Origin of the sequence: Pseudovibrio sp. W74, from assembly GCF_001623085.1 — a bacterium.
GTDB lineage: Bacteria > Pseudomonadota > Alphaproteobacteria > Rhizobiales > Stappiaceae > Pseudovibrio.
On record NZ_LMCJ01000005.1, the window covers coordinates 122,245 to 137,732 of the forward strand.

The 15,488-nt window shown below is 51.1% G+C and carries 12 protein-coding genes and 1 tRNA gene; 11 read left to right on the forward strand and 2 right to left on the reverse strand.

The genetic code is table 11. From position 1 onward, the window contains the following. The first annotated feature begins 244 nt into the window (after positions 1 to 244). On the forward strand, positions 245 to 1,252 hold the full coding sequence (locus PsW74_RS04545) for a ChaN family lipoprotein (protein WP_063290070.1): 1,008 nt from the start codon (positions 245 to 247) through the stop codon (positions 1,250 to 1,252). A gap of 196 nt (positions 1,253 to 1,448) precedes the next feature. Beyond that, entirely contained in the window at positions 1,449 to 1,835 is a 387-nt protein-coding gene (locus PsW74_RS04550; protein ID WP_153041761.1) for a hypothetical protein, read from the forward strand. 227 nt (positions 1,836 to 2,062) lie between these two features. On the opposite strand, the gene PsW74_RS04555 is transcribed toward PsW74_RS04550, so the two are convergent. After that, positions 2,063 to 2,139: transfer RNA gene (locus tag PsW74_RS04555), tRNA-Met, on the reverse strand. Between the two features lie 363 nt (positions 2,140 to 2,502). Next, on the reverse strand, positions 2,503 to 3,705 hold the full coding sequence (gene mnmA / locus PsW74_RS04560; protein WP_063290068.1) for a tRNA 2-thiouridine(34) synthase MnmA: 1,203 nt from the start codon (positions 3,703 to 3,705) through the stop codon (positions 2,503 to 2,505). Positions 3,706 to 4,161: 456 nt separating this feature from the next. Here mnmA and PsW74_RS04565 point away from each other — a divergent pair, with 456 nt between their 5' ends. The 9 genes from PsW74_RS04565 to flhA all read left to right on the forward strand — a co-directional run bounded on the left by PsW74_RS04565 (position 4,162) and on the right by flhA (position 15,416). Further along, positions 4,162 to 6,498: a flagellar hook-length control protein FliK gene (locus PsW74_RS04565; RefSeq protein ID WP_063290067.1), complete on the forward strand. Its 2,337-nt coding sequence runs from the start codon at positions 4,162 to 4,164 to the stop codon at positions 6,496 to 6,498. Positions 6,499 to 6,521: 23 nt separating this feature from the next. Beyond that, positions 6,522 to 7,178 carry a flagellar hook capping FlgD N-terminal domain-containing protein gene (locus tag PsW74_RS04570; RefSeq protein WP_063290066.1) on the forward strand — a complete coding sequence of 219 codons (657 nt, stop codon included), beginning with the start codon at positions 6,522 to 6,524 and terminating at the stop codon, positions 7,176 to 7,178. Between the two features lie 125 nt (positions 7,179 to 7,303). Then, positions 7,304 to 7,582 (forward strand): DUF1153 domain-containing protein, encoded by a 279-nt coding sequence (locus PsW74_RS28285; protein ID WP_054784903.1) that lies wholly within the window; start codon positions 7,304 to 7,306, stop codon positions 7,580 to 7,582. A gap of 406 nt (positions 7,583 to 7,988) precedes the next feature. Next, complete coding sequence (gene fliF / locus PsW74_RS04575; protein WP_082830478.1) at positions 7,989 to 9,635, forward strand: flagellar basal-body MS-ring/collar protein FliF; 1,647 nt, start codon at positions 7,989 to 7,991, stop codon at positions 9,633 to 9,635. Position 9,636: 1 nt separating this feature from the next. Continuing rightward, positions 9,637 to 10,701: a flagellar motor switch protein FliG gene (locus PsW74_RS04580; protein WP_057463631.1), complete on the forward strand. Its 1,065-nt coding sequence runs from the start codon at positions 9,637 to 9,639 to the stop codon at positions 10,699 to 10,701. A gap of 36 nt (positions 10,702 to 10,737) precedes the next feature. Then, complete coding sequence (locus PsW74_RS04585; RefSeq protein WP_057463630.1) at positions 10,738 to 11,418, forward strand: FliH/SctL family protein; 681 nt, start codon at positions 10,738 to 10,740, stop codon at positions 11,416 to 11,418. An 81-nt stretch (positions 11,419 to 11,499) separates the two neighbouring features. After that, on the forward strand, positions 11,500 to 11,817 hold the full coding sequence (fliN, locus tag PsW74_RS04590) for a flagellar motor switch protein FliN (protein ID WP_057463671.1): 318 nt from the start codon (positions 11,500 to 11,502) through the stop codon (positions 11,815 to 11,817). A 31-nt stretch (positions 11,818 to 11,848) separates the two neighbouring features. Further along, the gene (locus PsW74_RS04595; protein WP_063290064.1) at positions 11,849 to 13,222 is read left to right on the forward strand and encodes a sigma-54 dependent transcriptional regulator; all 1,374 of its coding nucleotides are present in this window, start codon (positions 11,849 to 11,851) and stop codon (positions 13,220 to 13,222) included. A gap of 19 nt (positions 13,223 to 13,241) precedes the next feature. Further along, the gene (flhA, locus tag PsW74_RS04600; protein ID WP_063290063.1) at positions 13,242 to 15,416 is read left to right on the forward strand and encodes a flagellar biosynthesis protein FlhA; all 2,175 of its coding nucleotides are present in this window, start codon (positions 13,242 to 13,244) and stop codon (positions 15,414 to 15,416) included. The last annotated feature ends 72 nt before the right edge of the window (positions 15,417 to 15,488 follow it).

Here is a 15,488-nt window from a genome sequence, read left to right on the forward strand (position 1 = left end):
TTCTCTGTAGCTTTGGTACGGAAATTTTCAACGTACATGGCATTTCTGAAGTGCATATTTGTGAGATTAAACTTGAACATGATAATCACATTAGCATGTGTGCCACTAGATGAGATGGATATTTGACTTGTTCGTCTGTAAAACTTGTCAGGAAGGGCTAAGTGTATGGCTTGGGTTGAAAGTGATCTCTTAAGTTTTAGCGAGTGCAGAAGTTGCTGCATTTCTCCTTTCTAAGGAAAAGAATATGCTGAAAAAAGCAATGAATGCGTTCGCTTCAGCGATTATCTATGGCGCACTAACCCTTGCGAGTGAAGCTGCTTCCAAGACACATGAAAACAATGAGAGTACGCCGGCTGATAAAGCTTCGGTTGAGCTTCTGATGGCAGATCATCCGCTCGTGGATACGGTCTGGGATTTGAAAACAGGGAAGCAAATCTCTCAAGCTGAACTATGGAAGCGTGCCGTCGGCAAAGACCATGTGTTGGTTGGAGAAAAACACGACAATCCGCGGCATCATGAAATTCAAGCTGAAGCTGTCAAGCAAATGGGTGCTGCTGGCCGTAACCCATTTATTGTTATGGAGATGATTGAGCCAAAGTATCTTAAGTGGTTGAAAGAGCTTAAGCCTGAAGATGTTGCAGGATTAGCCGAAAAGTTGGAATGGGAACAGCGCGGTTGGCCAGCATGGCATATGTATGAGCCGATCTTCAATGAAGCGGCAGAGTTTGGCATGCGTGTTGTGCCGGGGGCACCTGAACGGGAGCTGCTTCGTAAGGTTGGCCAAGGGAAGCAACTTTCTGAAGAGAACGCCAAGAGCCTCAGATGGAACCTGCAATATAGTGAAGAGCAAGACAACAGTCTGCTGGATGAGCTTGAGCGCTCGCATTGCGGCGTTGTTCCTCGCGAGAACCTAGGACCAATGGTGGGGATGCAACGCATCAAAGATGCCTCAATGGCATCGTTCATGCGGACAGCAAAGAACTCTGAGCGTGGTTCCATTCTGATTGCAGGGAATGGCCATACCCGTAAGGACCGCGGTGTTCCATGGTGGCTTGATAGCAAAGATAGCACACTGAATCTTGCGGCTGTGGAGGTGGGCGCTGGCAAAGATCAACTGAGCGATTACAGCCTCGCTGACGTAAACCGGTTCGATTATGCCTGGTTTACCGGTAGGGTAGAGACGATCGATCCTTGCGAGAAGTATGCTGAGCTGCTGAAAAAAATGGGTAAGAAGCATATTCCAAAGAGATAGCTTTCAGGGCTACCTTTAGGTTTGATGAACTGGCTGTAAACGAGAAGCAACCAGCTGTTAACAGGACAAGTTATCAGCAGTGTAAGTTAACTGGAAAAAAGGCTGCAATTACAGAACTGCTACAATTTGAATTGACATGTTCTATTTATGCAACTCTAGATGGTGTTGTTTTGTCGGTTCTAATTTTGGTTATGGAATGAAGTATACACGTTTGTTTGTTTTAAGTTTGGCCCTGCTTGCTGCTGGTTGCCAAACAGTGACGGTTCAGCAAGTCCAATCAAGTAAAAAGCCAACTGTTGCGCATAAAAAGCTTCTTGTTGAAGCAGTAAAAGAGAATTTCTACGACCCTTACAGTATCAGAGATGCAGAGCTCTCTAACCATATGAATTTTCCGAATGGGCATAGCGGGTATTGTGGTCGGCTGAACGCGAAGAATTCTGTTGGTGGTTATAGTGGGCGTCAGTATGTGCGGGTTGTGATTAGGAGTGGTTTTATCACGTTCTATCAACCTAACAGCTACTGGTGTAAAGCAAACCAAAATCAGATTAAATGGAACAGGTTCCGGGAACTGGAGAAACTCTAGTTCTATTGCTAAATCTCTGAGGGTGCGTGTTTGGCGCACCTTTTTTGTTTGGTGAGATTTGAATACCCCCGTGTATGGGGATTAGAGATGTTAATCTTGCTTTTAAGAAACTCCTTAAAGAGCCGTTGCAACTAAAAGCAATCGTATCCAGCTTGAAAGTCGTCTCGTCGAAAACAAAAAAGACACCTTGCGGTGCCTTGTCGTCTTGATCTTCGTTTGAAGAGAGATGGTAGCGAGGGAGGGACTTGAACCCCCGACACGCGGATTATGATTCCGCTGCTCTAACCAACTGAGCTACCCCGCCATCCGGTGCGCTATGTTGCGGTGTTGACCGCCGCGCTGTGAAGGGGTGTATAAGGCCCCAGAGGGGTGGCGTCAAGCGTTCTTGGGTAAGTTTTGTGGAAATATGATCTCTTGTGAAAAACTCCATGAAAACCTAGGGTTAATGCCAATTTCATAGAGCAATAACTGCCAGTTGCAGTTGTCAGGAACAAGAAAATCTCATTTTTTACCAAGTTGGAAATGTCGGAGTGGCTTTTCTGGGATTTGTGGAGCGGTGTTGTATTGAAGCTGTGCAAGGTACAGGCTTGAGAGATCAAAAAAAACGCCCCGGTGACGATCAGGTCAGGCGGGGCGTTTTGAATAATTCGGTCAGTTTGGCAATGCGTTAGCCTGCAGGAAAGCCTGCTGCTTCCCAGCCTTTTCCGAGTAGTGCTTTGAGGGCTGCTTCTGCGCCTTCCTGCTTTTCAGCACGCTGAATCCAACCGCCGCCGAGAACACGCGCTTCCTGGCCGTCTTTGTCGAAGAAGACGCAAGCCTGTCCTGGGGCTACGCCGAATTCGCCTGCTACCAGCTCGACAAAAACATTTTCGCCACTCTTGCGCAAAATTGCTTCTGTCGGTGGGCGGGTAGAACGCACCTTTGCATAAACTGTGATGCCGTCTTCCGGCAGATCGTCCAGCGTACCTGGGCCAATCCAGTTCACTTCACGCAGCAGCAGGTTGTGGGTTGCTAATGCTTCTTGCGGACCGACAATCACGCGTCGTCCATCTGCATCCAGATGCACAACATAGAGAGGGTCGCCTGTTGCAACACCAATACCGCGGCGCTGACCGATGGTGTAATGGATGATGCCGTTGTGCCGGCCAAGAACGCGGCCATCTACATGCACGATTTCACCTGGTTCTGCCGCGTGTGGGCGAAGCTTGGCAATAACGTCTGTGTAGCGGCCTTCTGGCACAAAGCAGATGTCCTGACTGTCATGCTTGTCAGCAATTGCCAATCCAAACTCATGTGCAAGTTCGCGGACTTCTGGTTTGGTCATGCCACCTAGTGGGAAGCGCAGAAAATCGAGCTGTTCCTGGGTTGTTGCGAACAGGAAGTAGCTTTGGTCACGGTCCAGATCGACAGGACGGAACATGGCAAGCTGATTGCCTTCCACGCCTGTACGGACATAGTGACCTGTGACCAGAACATCAGCGCCCAAATCCTTTGCCGTTTCCAGTAGGTCTTTGAACTTGACGGTCTGGTTACATGTTACGCATGGAATCGGTGTTTCGCCATTGATATAGCTGTCCGCGAAGCGTTCGATGACCTGCTCTTTAAAGCGGGATTCATAATCCAGCACGTAATGCGGAATGTCGAGTTTTTCTGCGACACGGCGGGCATCGTGGATGTCTTGCCCGGCACAGCAAGCGCCCTTGCGTTGGATTGCTTCGCCATGATCGTAGAGCTGTAGAGTGACGCCGACCACATCATAGCCTTCGCGTTTCATCATTCCGGCAACAACCGATGAATCAACGCCGCCTGACATGGCAACAACCACCCGTGTGTCTTCTGGGCGGCCGGGCAGGCCAAGACTGTTTAGCATTCCAATTACCTCATCCTGTAGGCGCGTTTAAGTGAGAGCCGTATCTATAACATCACGAGCAGATTTCAATCCTGGGAGACATTGAAGTCTGAAGCGCAGATTAGTTTCTTTTGCTTGCTTAGTGCTTGCTGCGCTCTGGCGATGGCTAAACGCGGGCTCTCTTTTTAAACGCTTCGCATGCGTACGCTTCGAGCGTGCTAGTTGGCGGGAATATACCTAAAACTCGACGGAAGGCCAATCTTTTTGATTGATGTTTTTACTTGCTGGGCATTTGTTGCCGAGGCGGGGGCAATAAGTGATCTTGTGGCCTGTTCTTTGAAATGTTGAGTTGAGTTTATCTATTTGAAAATGCTTATATATTTTTGATTTTGTGGCTGGCCCGCTAATTGCATATCTGCGCGCAAGATGTCTTGACCATCGTTGCTGATGGCGTGTGCTGCGTAGTTTGAGGAATATATGTCGCAATCTGCTTTGCTGAGTTTAGCCGGTCCTGTTCAGCCACAAACGCCTTTAGGCCCCGTTGTGGGGCAAGGTGGTAATGCGCTGCTTGGTGAGAGTGTGCTCGGCCAAAATGCCGATACTTTCTCCGGTCTTCTCGCCAAAGCTTCTGAGGGAGATGGTGCAGCGGCAACTGCGGTGGATCTCTTTTCTGGAGCTTTAACGACTGGCGGTGATCTCTCGGTTTTGAGCCCAAATCTCATCAAGGATGAAAATGGGGAGAGTGCGGTTGTTGGTTTGGCTGGTGAACTGCCGCTTTCCACTGTTTCTCAGTTGCCAGTGCCTGGTGTGGTTCCGGGATTGGGGGCAGTTGCGACAACTAATGATGAAGCGCTTCTTCTCAATGGCGGCGAAGGGAAAGCGAAAGCGCCTTTTGTTGCCTTGCCACAAAATGTCCAGGAGGCAGGCAGTCAGCCAGCCTTAGCGGAGAAAGCAGGCGAAGCGAAAGTTACTCAGCCGGTCGCTAATGTTCAAAACGCTTCTCCTATTGTGGGTGAGGGCGAGGCCATCTCTTCCAAGACAGTAGAGAGTGCTGTTGTAAATCTTGGTGCTTTACAGCAGGCCGAGCGTGGTGGGCAGATCTTGCCGCAGGCGGATGATGGACAGGTAACGGCTCAGGTTGGAGCTGTTGCTCAAGAGACTGACGTCGCTGGAACTGTGCAGGAATCTAAAGGAAACGCTCGCAATGCTTCAGATACGCAGCAGCGTGTGACGTCCGATCAGCAGGGTGCTGTTGTTAAGCAAGGTGGTTCAACTGAGCCTCAGTTAAATGCACTGGAACTCCCGAATTCAGGTCAAGTGGCTAAGGTTTCTCCTGAGCTGATTGCACGTTCTTCAGGCGTATCTGAGAAGTCCCAGAGTTCTGCTGCTTCACCGCAAGTTCAGCCAGCGAGCAATGGGGCTAAGGTAGAGCAAGTCGCCAATGCAGTTGGTAATCGTGTTATCACGGCTTCAGAGAGCGGTAGCGACGACACTGTCGCTAATTCAGTCAGCGCTCCTGCCGAAAAGACCGCTGTACCGGATCGTGCCGCGGGTGAAGCGGATGTTCGGTCATCGCAACCTGTTGTTGGTCGTCAGGTCAGTGAGCTAGCAACAGCGCAAGACGTGAAGAGCGTCAAAGTTCAATCCGAACCTGTTCAGCCGCAATCTGTAGAGGTTAAGGGAGCTGTTCAGTCTTCTCGCGGGGATGTTCTTGTTGATGCCATTGAAGGTGATGCAGACGCTTCCTTAGAAAAGCCTGTGCTTGTCCGGCAGACTGATCGTGCTGGTTCAAGCTTTGTCGGCAATCAACAGCGTGCGGTGCAGACCGCATCTGTTGAAGGTGATGGTGATATCATTTTCCCGAATGTGACTTCCAAGCCTGATGTGCCTTCAGAAAAGATTGGACAAGCTTCGCAGGTACAAAAGGTTGTTGATGTATCTTCTGTTCAAGAGAATGAAGCGGGTGTCCGTTCTGCGGAACAGGTGAGCCGGACTGGTGCTGTGACGACTGCTGCGACCCCGTTGGTTGGGAAAGACAAAACTGCTGGCGGAGCTGTGCAAGCGACAGCGAGCACTGAATCCGTCACGGAGGTTAATGATGCTCCAGAGGCCGATGAGCTTACCAATGCACTGAACAAGCCTACAGAGCAGGCAGTATCCGCTGACAAGAAAAGTACTACGCCCTCTGTCAGCATTCAGGTGAAGGTGCCACAGGCAAATGAGCAGGTTGCTTCAACAACGGCAATCGGTTGGGGGCTTGCAGCTGGTCCGTTGGATGGATCTGAAGCTGAGCTTGATTGGGAAAGTTCTGAAGCAATCTCCAGTACTGCTGCACGTTCTGACACTGCATTCCGTTCAATGGGCTCTCTGCCAACCTCTACGCTGAGGAATGTTGCGAATGCTGTGTGGCCTGAGATTGCCCGACAGGCAAGTGGCGGCGTTGATCGTTTTGAAATCCGGCTTGACCCAAAAGAGTTGGGTGGGGTCGATGTTTCTCTGGAATTTAGCAAGGATGGCCGCGTACGCGCGCATCTGATCGTTGAGAGGCCTGAAACTCTTGAACTTCTGCAGCGAGATCAACGCGGGTTGGAGAAGGCTCTTCAGGAAGCTGGAATCGAAAGCGATAAGAGCTCTCTTCAGTTCTCACTTGGAGGGCGTGGCTCGCAGACTTCAGATCAGCAAGAGAACCGACAGGCAAATGTCGGACAGCTGGATCGAGCGTCAGAAGGTGCTGAGTTGCCAGAAGAAAATTATCTCGCACACAATAATTTAAATAGTGCTGCCCGCGCTGGTGGACTGGATATCTCGGTTTGATGCCGCGCATGAGGAAATAGACAATGACTACAATTAATGCACTGACACCGAATGCAAACTCCTCTGGCGCAAGCACCCAGAACAGCATCAATGCAAACTTTGATCTGTTTATTTCATTGCTGACCACGCAGGTGCAAAACCAGGATCCGTTGGAGCCTCTCGATTCGGCTGAATATACGAATCAGCTGGTTCAATACACGATGGTTGAGCAACAGGTTGCAACTACTGAGAAATTAGAGGAGCAGCTGACTCAGCTCAAAACGCAAAGTGCGAGTCAGTTTGTAAACTATATCGGTAAGGAAGTGACTGCTCAGAGCGCGACTGCGCAGCTCAAGGATGACAAAGCTTCTTGGAATCTTGATGCCGTTTCTGCAGGCAAGGCGACCATCACTGTTAAAAATAGTGAGGGTGCTGAGGTCTATCAGGAAGAGATTGATCTGAAAATAGGTGACAACACTTTTGAATGGGATGGTGTGGCGACAAACGGCACAAAAGCTGGTGATGGCGCCTATTCCATTGATATTATTACTCAGGATGCCAATGGCGAGCCTTTCGCTGTTCAGACCGAAGTGAAAGGGAAAGTGGACGCCGTGGACTTCAGCACTGGCGATATTATTCTGCACATGGGGGATCTTAAAATTCCCGTGGGTGAGGTCACTGGAGTCAATGGAATTCTGTAGTAGTTAATATCCACTAAGATCCCCGGTTATGAATCTTACCAAAACATTGATGGGGGCTTAGCCAAATTTTAAGCGCCTTGTTCTATTCTCATCCTCAGCTTGGTCATGGTTTGTGTGAGAGTAGAATGACCGAACATATACGTTCACGAGTAAAATACGTCATCGGCCCCGATGGGAGCCCTCTGACGATAGCGGATCTTCCTCCTACCTCTACTAAGCGGTGGGTTATCAGGAGAAAAGCTGAAGTGGTTGCGGCTGTGCGTGGAGGCTTGTTGTCTCTGGATGAAGCATGTAACCGGTATACTTTGACGGTTGAAGAGTTTCTGTCTTGGCAGAACTCGATAGACCGACACGGTTTAGCCGGCTTGCGCGCTACACGCGTTCAGGACTATCGCAGCAACTAGTAAGCTTCAGGCAAAAAGGGTGTAATACCCAAACAGGTTTGAGGTTCTGAAAAGGCCGGCTGTCTCAGCCGGCCTTTTTGTATGTGGAAGCCACATTTTGTACAATTTTACAGATTAACCATGATGTCTTAACTGCTTCGGCAAAACTTGCCGAACAGGCCGCACAAGATTCATTCGACTCTTCAAAAGCCTAGTCAAAGGCCTTTCCTGCGATATTCCACAGTGCTTCTTTGTGGGTAGATTTCCCGTTTACCGATTATTAGGGTTTTATTAACCTTTTGTTAACTCTAAGGCGGGCAATTTTTACCTACCAGCAAATCAGGGGCAATTCACACCGATTTCCAAGGTGTTGAGAGTATTGCTGGTACATTTTGAATGAGCGATTTGAACGTACGGGGCGGCAACTGTGAGTGGAATCCTTGACTTCTTGAAAGGACTTGGGCCCGCGCGACTGGCAGCGATGGGGGCGATGGCTGTTACGTTGATCGGTCTGTTCGGTTTCATCATTGTTCGCGCGACAGCACCGCAGATGGTGCCACTCTTCACGGACCTTACTCTTGAAGATGCTGCAGCGATTGTTAGTCAGGTTGAATCTCAAGGTGTTTCTTATGAGTTGGGTGTCAACGGACGTAGTGTTCTTGTCCCTCAGGAGAACGTTCATCGTCTGCGTATGACAATGGCGGAAGCTGGCCTGCCATCCGGCGGTGGTGTTGGTTATGAAATCTTCGACAAGACAGATACGCTCGGTGCAACCAGTTTTGTGCAGAACCTGAACCGCCTCAGAGCTCTTGAAGGGGAACTTTCTAGAACCATTCGCAGCATTGGCCGGATTTCTTCTGCGCGTGTTCATCTGGTGATCCCTGAAAAGCAGTTGTTCCAGCGTGATCGGGAACCGCCAACAGCTTCGATTGCAATTAAGGTGCAGGGTTCTTTGTCCGGTGGGCAGATCCGTGCCATTCAGCATCTTGTTGCGACGGCAGTTGAAGGACTGGAACCTTCCTACGTCTCTATCGTTGATGAGCGCGGCACTTTGCTTGCCAGCGGAACCGGCGATAAAGAAGGGCTTGCTGGTGGCTCTTCGCTGGATGAACGACGTTCGACAATGGAGGCTCGCCTGCGGCAACAGGTTGAAGAGATCCTCAATAACGTCGTTGGAACCGGTCGCGCTCGTGTCCGAGTTGCTGCAGAAATCAACTATAACCGCAAAACCGAGACACAGGAGCTGTATGATCCTGATGGGCAGGTGTTGCGTTCTTCTCAGAGTAAAGAAGAGAATGCATCTTCCACCAATGGTGAGGAGACGGTTTCTGTCGGCAATCAGTTGCCGAACGCAGACACAGCTGGCAGTGCAACCGGGTCCAAGGATGCCTCGAATGTTTCCGAGGAAATCCTGAATTACGAGATTTCCAAGAGTACAGTGACGGAGATCTATGAAGCAGGTGGTCTGGAACGGCTGTCTGTAGCGGTTCTGGTTGATGGTACCTACACAACCAGTGAGGATGGCACGCAGACCTATCAACCGCGCAGTAAAGATGAGCTGGAGCAAATTGCTACTCTGGTTCGAACTGCTGTTGGTTTTAACAAACATCGCGGTGACAATGTTGAAGTGGTCAACATGCGCTTTGTCGAAGCTCCTCTTCAGGACTTTGGTGATAGCGAAGGTGGGCTGTTCGACTTTACACGTGCTGACATCATGAAATTTGCTGAGCTGGGTGTTCTGTTTGTGATCACCATCTTGCTGTTGATCTTCGCAGTCTCTCCGCTGATGAAGCGTATTCTTGCTAAAGAAGAAGAGAGAGCGGCGGCGGCAGAAGGTGGTGTTCAGATGTTGCCAGATGGCACATTGGTCGCTGAAGGTCCTGCGCAAATTGGTGGTGTTGTTGGTGAAATGGAGGAGGTTCCTTCTGAAATGCCAACAGCAGAATGGATTGAAGATGCCAAAATGCAGGCAGCTCTCCATCAAAGCTCAATTCAGCAAATAAGTGAGTTGATTGAAGATTCCCCGAGCGAAGCGGTCAATATCGTTCGCGGTTGGTTGAACGAGGCAGCGTAGGATGAGTGAGGAGATACAGCCGCAGGAATCGACAGCGCAAGCCTTATCAGTCTCATCTGGAATAGCTGAACGAGAGCTTGGAGGAGCAGAGCGCGCAGCCGTTCTGCTCTTGGCGCTTGGGCAGGAGTATGGGAAGGCCATTTGGGCTGGGTTGGATGAAATTGAAGTGCGTCAGGTTTCCAGCGCAATGGCGAGCCTGGGTCCTGTTACACCGACCATGCTTGAAGAGCTGTTTGTTGACTTCCTGAAGCGACTTTCCACTCGTGGTGCGTTGAACGGCAACGTGGATGTTACAGAGCGCCTACTGAACTCTTTCCTGCCAACTGATCGGGTTGCGATCATTATGGAGGAAATTCGAGGTCCTGCAGGTCGGAACATGTGGGAGAAGCTTTCCAACGTTCCTGAAAACGTTCTGGCAAACTATCTGAAGAATGAGTATCCGCAGACCATTGCAGTGGTTCTTTCCAAAATTCAGAGTGACCATGCGGCTCGCGTTCTTGCGCTGCTGAATGAAGAGCTGGCGCTGGATGTGGTGAACCGCATGTTGCGCATGGAGTCTATCCAGAAGGATATTCTGGAGAAGGTTGAGCAAACATTGCGGGTCGAGTTCATGTCGAACCTGTCTCAGACCAGCCGTCGTGATAGCCACGAGATGATGGCCGACATCTTCAATAATTTCGACAGGCAGACCGAAGGCCGCTTTTTGGCAGCATTGGAAGAAGATAGCCGCGAGTCTGCAGAGCGTATCCGCAATTTGATGTTCACCTTCGAGGACTTGTTGAAACTAGATTCTGCTGCCTGTCAGACCTTGCTTCGCAATGTTGAGAAGGATCAGCTGGCCATGGCTCTCAAAGGAGCTTCTGAAACTGCTGTTGTGTTCTTTACCGCCAACATGTCATCGCGTGCAGCAAAGATGCTTCAGGAAGACATGGAAGGTATGGGACCAGTTCGATTGCACGATGTAGATGAGGCGCAAAGCTCACTTGTACTGAAGGCGAAAGATTTGGCAGCCACTGGTGAAATCAGCATTAACAAGAAGAAAGGAGAGGAAGAGTTTGTCTACTAATCGTTCCTTTTCTTCGCGATCACTGGAGGCTCGCTGATGGTTACTGTGATGCCTCAAGGTGCTGTGCGGCGACGCTTTTTGTTTGATACTAAATCGATCGATGAGGCTGAGGCCGCAGCAATAGTCGAAGACGTCCCTCCGCTGGAGCCTACTATTACAGTTGCTGAGCACAAGCAGCTTTTAAAAGCTGCTGAAGAGGCCGCGTTTGTTCGTGGTGAGATGCAGGCCCGCCAGGCCATTGCCGAGCAGCAGAAGCTGAGTGCACAGGAAGAACTGGTGGTGTTGCGGGAGCGACTTGAAGTTGCTCTGGGTGATCTTGAAAGCCAGATCCGTGCTCAAGAGCAGAACCTGGTCTCTATGTGTTTTCTGATTGCGCGCCGTCTTTGCAGCCACCTTATTGCGCGTGAGCCGCTTGCTGAAGTTGTGGCGTTGCTTGCTGAATGTCTGGCTCCTTTGCGCAAGATCCCTCAGATTTTGATTGAGGTGCCGACAGAAGATACGCATGCGCTGGAAGACATGGTTGACGGTCTGGTTTTGAACAGCAGCTTTGAGGGCAAAGTGCATGTTGTGAAGTCAGAGAGCATGTCGCGCGGTGATTGCCGGATTGAATGGCCGGATGGTGGAATTATTCGTGATCGTCGCAAGACGGTTGAGCATATTGAACAAGTCATAAAATCTCATTTCGACGCCCGTGAGCGAGCCAGTCGAGCAGCGTGATTTTAGTTTTTGCCTATGACCGTGCTGGCTATGGCCGGTGCGGGATCAGAAAGGTTGATTATGAGCAGTGATGAACAGGGAATGGTGCTGGACCAACACCAGAGTACCCAGCGCGCTGGTGGCCTGGATGAAGAAGGTGCAGGCGGCATTAAGGCAGCTGAGGATTTGGAAGCTGTTTTTGATGTTCCTGTCCAACTGGCTGCTGTGCTTGGGCATACAAAGATGAAGGTTTCCGACCTTTTGCATTTGGATACCGGGATCGTTATGGAACTCGACCGGAAGGTGGGCGAGGCCATCGACGTTTACGTAAATAACAGGCTGATCGCGCGCGGAGAAGTTGTGCTCGTGGAAGATAAGCTTGGTGTCACCATGACTGAAATCATCAAGGCGGATAAGTGATTGTCATGAGGCGTACTGGAAAGGAACTGACATGCGGCTCTTGATCGTTGGGACCCTTGGCGGTCAGCTGACGACCGCAACCAAGATCGCGATGGAGCGGGGGGCATCTGTTACCCATGCGCCTGGCGTTCCTGAGGCCATGAAAGTCTTGCGTTCTGGTCAGGGTGCGGATCTTCTGATGGTTGATGTCAATGAAGATATTGGTCAGCTGGTGGAACTGACAGAACGCGAGCGTATCCATGTGCCACTCGTTGCGTGCGGGTTGGGAACGGATGCGCGCGCGGCTGTGTCTGCCATTCGGGCTGGAGCAAAGGAATACATTCCGCTGCCTCCTGATCCGGAGCTGATTGCTGCTGTGCTGGCGGCTGTTACGGAAGAGCGCGAAGATCTGATCTATCGCGACGCGGCAATGGCAAGCGTGATCAAGCTGGCAGAGCAGGTGGCTCCATCTGATGCATCGGTGCTGATCACGGGTGAGTCCGGGTCTGGTAAGGAAGTGATTTCCCGCTTCCTGCACAGCAAGTCCAGTCGTGCTGATAAGGCGTTTATCTCCATCAACTGCGCTGCAATTCCTGAGCATCTTCTTGAATCTGAACTTTTCGGCCACGAGAAGGGTGCTTTTACCGGAGCTGTTGCGCGCCGTGTTGGTAAGTTTGAAGAAGCCAATGGCGGCACCTTGATGCTTGACGAGATTTCCGAGATGGATGTTCGTCTGCAAGCCAAGTTGTTGCGCGCTATCCAAGAGCGGGTGATTGACCGTGTTGGCGGTAGTCGTCCGGTTCCCGTTGATATTCGCATCATTGCGACATCCAACCGTGATTTGGCTGAGGAAGTGCGCAATGGCGGCTTCCGCGAGGATTTGCTGTACCGTCTGAACGTGGTGAACCTGAAGCTGCCAGCGCTTCGGGAACGTCCTGCTGATATTCTGGAGCTGGCAAGCCACTTCATTGAAATTTATGCCAAGGCAAATGGTACCAAGGCACTGCCGGTTTCTCAGGAAGGCCGTCAGCTTTTGTTGGCCAACCAATGGAAAGGAAATGTACGCGAGCTGGAAAACACCATGCACCGTGCTGTTCTTCTTTCCTCTGGTAGCGAGATTGATGCATACGCTATTCGCATGCCGGATGGATCTCCAATTGCCATGGGGGCTGGACAGCAAACGGCTTCGCGCGCGGCCCATGCAGCTGAAGCCGTCTCGCGCGATATGGTCGGGCGTACAGTTGCTGATGTGGAGCGAGATCTCATTTTGGATACGCTGGATCATTGTCTGGGGAACCGTACGCATGCTGCAAAGATCCTTGGCATTTCGATCCGCACGCTTCGCAACAAGTTGAACCTTTACACCAAAGAGGGTGTTGAGGTTCCAGGGCCAGGCGAAGCACGCGCTGGCTCTGCAGACGCATAAGAACGGATAGGGCGCGGCGATGTCTGAAGAGACAAATACAAAAGCGGCTCAAGGAGGAAGCGACAACGCTCCTTCTGCTGCTCGCGTGCCCGGACTAGGTGCAGCTGGTGGTTCAGCCTTTTTCCAAGACCTTTGGGGCGCCATAAAGCAAGGCGACCTTGGGCTTGCTGCAGGTGTGATGGTCATCCTTGTGATGCTCATTGTTCCAATGCCTGCGATGCTTCTGGATATGTTCCTCGCGATTTCGATCATCTTTTCCGTGATGATCCTGATGGTGGGGCTATTCATTCAAAAACCGCTGGAATTTTCCGCATTTCCGACTGTGTTGTTGATTGCGACCATGTTGCGACTGTCGTTGAATATGGCGTCGACGCGACTGATTTTGGCGCACGGGCATGAAGGAGCTGACGCAGCCGGCAATGTGATTGCGGCATTCGGTAGCTTTGTGATGGGCGGTAATTTCGTGATCGGGATTATCGTCTTTGCAATCCTTGTGATTGTGAACTTCATCGTTATTACAAAGGGGTCTGGCCGTATTGCTGAGGTTTCTGCCCGCTTTACGCTGGATGCAATGCCCGGTAAGCAGATGGCGATTGACGCGGATCTGGGTGCTGGCCTGATTGATGAGGAGACTGCGCGGACCCGTCGTAAAGAGCTGGAATCTGAATCCACCTTCTTCGGCTCCATGGATGGTGCCTCCAAATTTGTGCGTGGTGATGCCGTTGCCGGTCTGATGATCACATTCATCAACGTGATTGGTGGTATCGTTATCGGTGTGATGCAGCAGAACCTGACGTTCGCTCAAGCTGCCGAAAACTATACGCTGCTGACGATTGGTGATGGTCTGGTCTCTCAGATCCCCGCGCTGATCGTTTCCACTGCTGCGGGTATTCTTGTTTCTAAAGCGGGTGTTGAGGGTGCGGCCGATAAGGCTCTTGTCCGGCAGTTTACCGGCTACCCAAAAGCGCTTGGCATGTCTGCGTTTGTGATGGTCGTGCTGTCGTTCCTGCCGGGCATGCCGATGTTGCCGTTCCTGGCATTGGCGGGTGCTGCTGGTTATCTGGCGCGGCAGGCAAGTAAGAAGCATGCTCGCGAAAAAGCGGTGGAAGTGGCTGCAAAAGTTGAAGCTGAAGTGCCGGATGAGCCGCAGGAAGCACCGATTTCCGACAGCTTAAAAATGGATGTGCTGCGGATTGAGCTTGGCTATGCGCTGCTACCAATCATTAATGGGCGTAATAAGCAGGAAACAGATCAGGTTACAGAGCAGATCAAAGCGCTGCGCCGTCAGATTGCCTCTGATATGGGCGTGATCATGCCGTCTGTACGCATCCTTGATAATATTCAGCTTGGTGCGAATGATTACATGATCAAGGTGAAGGAAGTGGATGCTGGCGGCGGTTCCCTGTTCCCGAACCAGTTTATGGTGATGGACCCTGCTGGTGGGCAGGTTCGCCTGCCGGGGACGCATACCACAGAGCCAACCTTTGGTTTGCCTGCGACCTGGGTGGAAGCGCAGTATCGCGAAGAAGCCAATCTGCTTGGCTATACGGTGGTTGATCCGGCGACGGTTATTTCCACGCACCTGACAGAGACCATCAAGTCTCATATCTCCGAGCTGCTCACTTACGCAGATGTTCAGGTTCTGTTGAAGAAGCTGGATGAAGAGCAGTCCAAGCTGGTGGAAGATATTGTTCCGACTCAGATTTCCATATCTGGAATTCAGCGTGTGCTGCAGGCGCTGCTGGAAGAGCGCATTTCCATCCGTGATTTGGGAACAATTCTGGAAGGGATTGCGGAGGCGATTGGTTCAACGCGGAACCCTAATGCCATTGCTGAGCATGTGCGTACCCGTCTGGCGCGCCAGATCTGCTCTGCCAATCAAGCGCCCGGTGGGTATCTGCCTTTGATCAGCCTGAGCCCTGTATGGGAGTCTGCATTCCTTGAAAGCATTATCGGGGATGGGGATGATCGCCAGCTAGCGATGGCACCTTCCAAGCTGCAGGAGTTCGTTGGTTTGGTTCGTGATGCTTATGATGCGGCGGCCAATCAGGGTGAAGTTCCTGTGCTGTTGTGCTCAGCTCAATCGCGGCCATTCGTGCGGTCTATTGTTGAGCGTTTCAGAGCGCATACGTTTGTTATGAGCCAAAACGAAGTTCACCCGCGGGCGCGACTGAAGACAGTGGCAACCATATAGGATCTCAAGTGTTTCGTGAGATTGGAACACTTGCAGCCTTTCCTTCTTCCCGCTACCCAGAGTGCATTGTTT

Coding starts and splice junctions, on each gene's coding strand:
- fliN (WP_057463671.1), top strand. CDS start 11,500: ATGGTGCTGGACCAACACCAGAGTACCCAGCGCGCTGGTGGCCTGGAT.
- PsW74_RS04570 (WP_063290066.1), top strand. CDS start 6,522: ATGACTACAATTAATGCACTGACACCGAATGCAAACTCCTCTGGCGCA.
- mnmA (WP_063290068.1), bottom strand. CDS start 3,705: ATGCTAAACAGTCTTGGCCTGCCCGGCCGCCCAGAAGACACACGGGTG.
- flhA (WP_063290063.1), top strand. CDS start 13,242: ATGTCTGAAGAGACAAATACAAAAGCGGCTCAAGGAGGAAGCGACAAC.
- PsW74_RS04580 (WP_057463631.1), top strand. CDS start 9,637: ATGAGTGAGGAGATACAGCCGCAGGAATCGACAGCGCAAGCCTTATCA.
- PsW74_RS04545 (WP_063290070.1), top strand. CDS start 245: ATGCTGAAAAAAGCAATGAATGCGTTCGCTTCAGCGATTATCTATGGC.
- PsW74_RS04585 (WP_057463630.1), top strand. CDS start 10,738: ATGGTTACTGTGATGCCTCAAGGTGCTGTGCGGCGACGCTTTTTGTTT.
- PsW74_RS04595 (WP_063290064.1), top strand. CDS start 11,849: ATGCGGCTCTTGATCGTTGGGACCCTTGGCGGTCAGCTGACGACCGCA.
- PsW74_RS04565 (WP_063290067.1), top strand. CDS start 4,162: ATGTCGCAATCTGCTTTGCTGAGTTTAGCCGGTCCTGTTCAGCCACAA.
- PsW74_RS04550 (WP_153041761.1), top strand. CDS start 1,449: ATGAAGTATACACGTTTGTTTGTTTTAAGTTTGGCCCTGCTTGCTGCT.
- PsW74_RS28285 (WP_054784903.1), top strand. CDS start 7,304: ATGACCGAACATATACGTTCACGAGTAAAATACGTCATCGGCCCCGAT.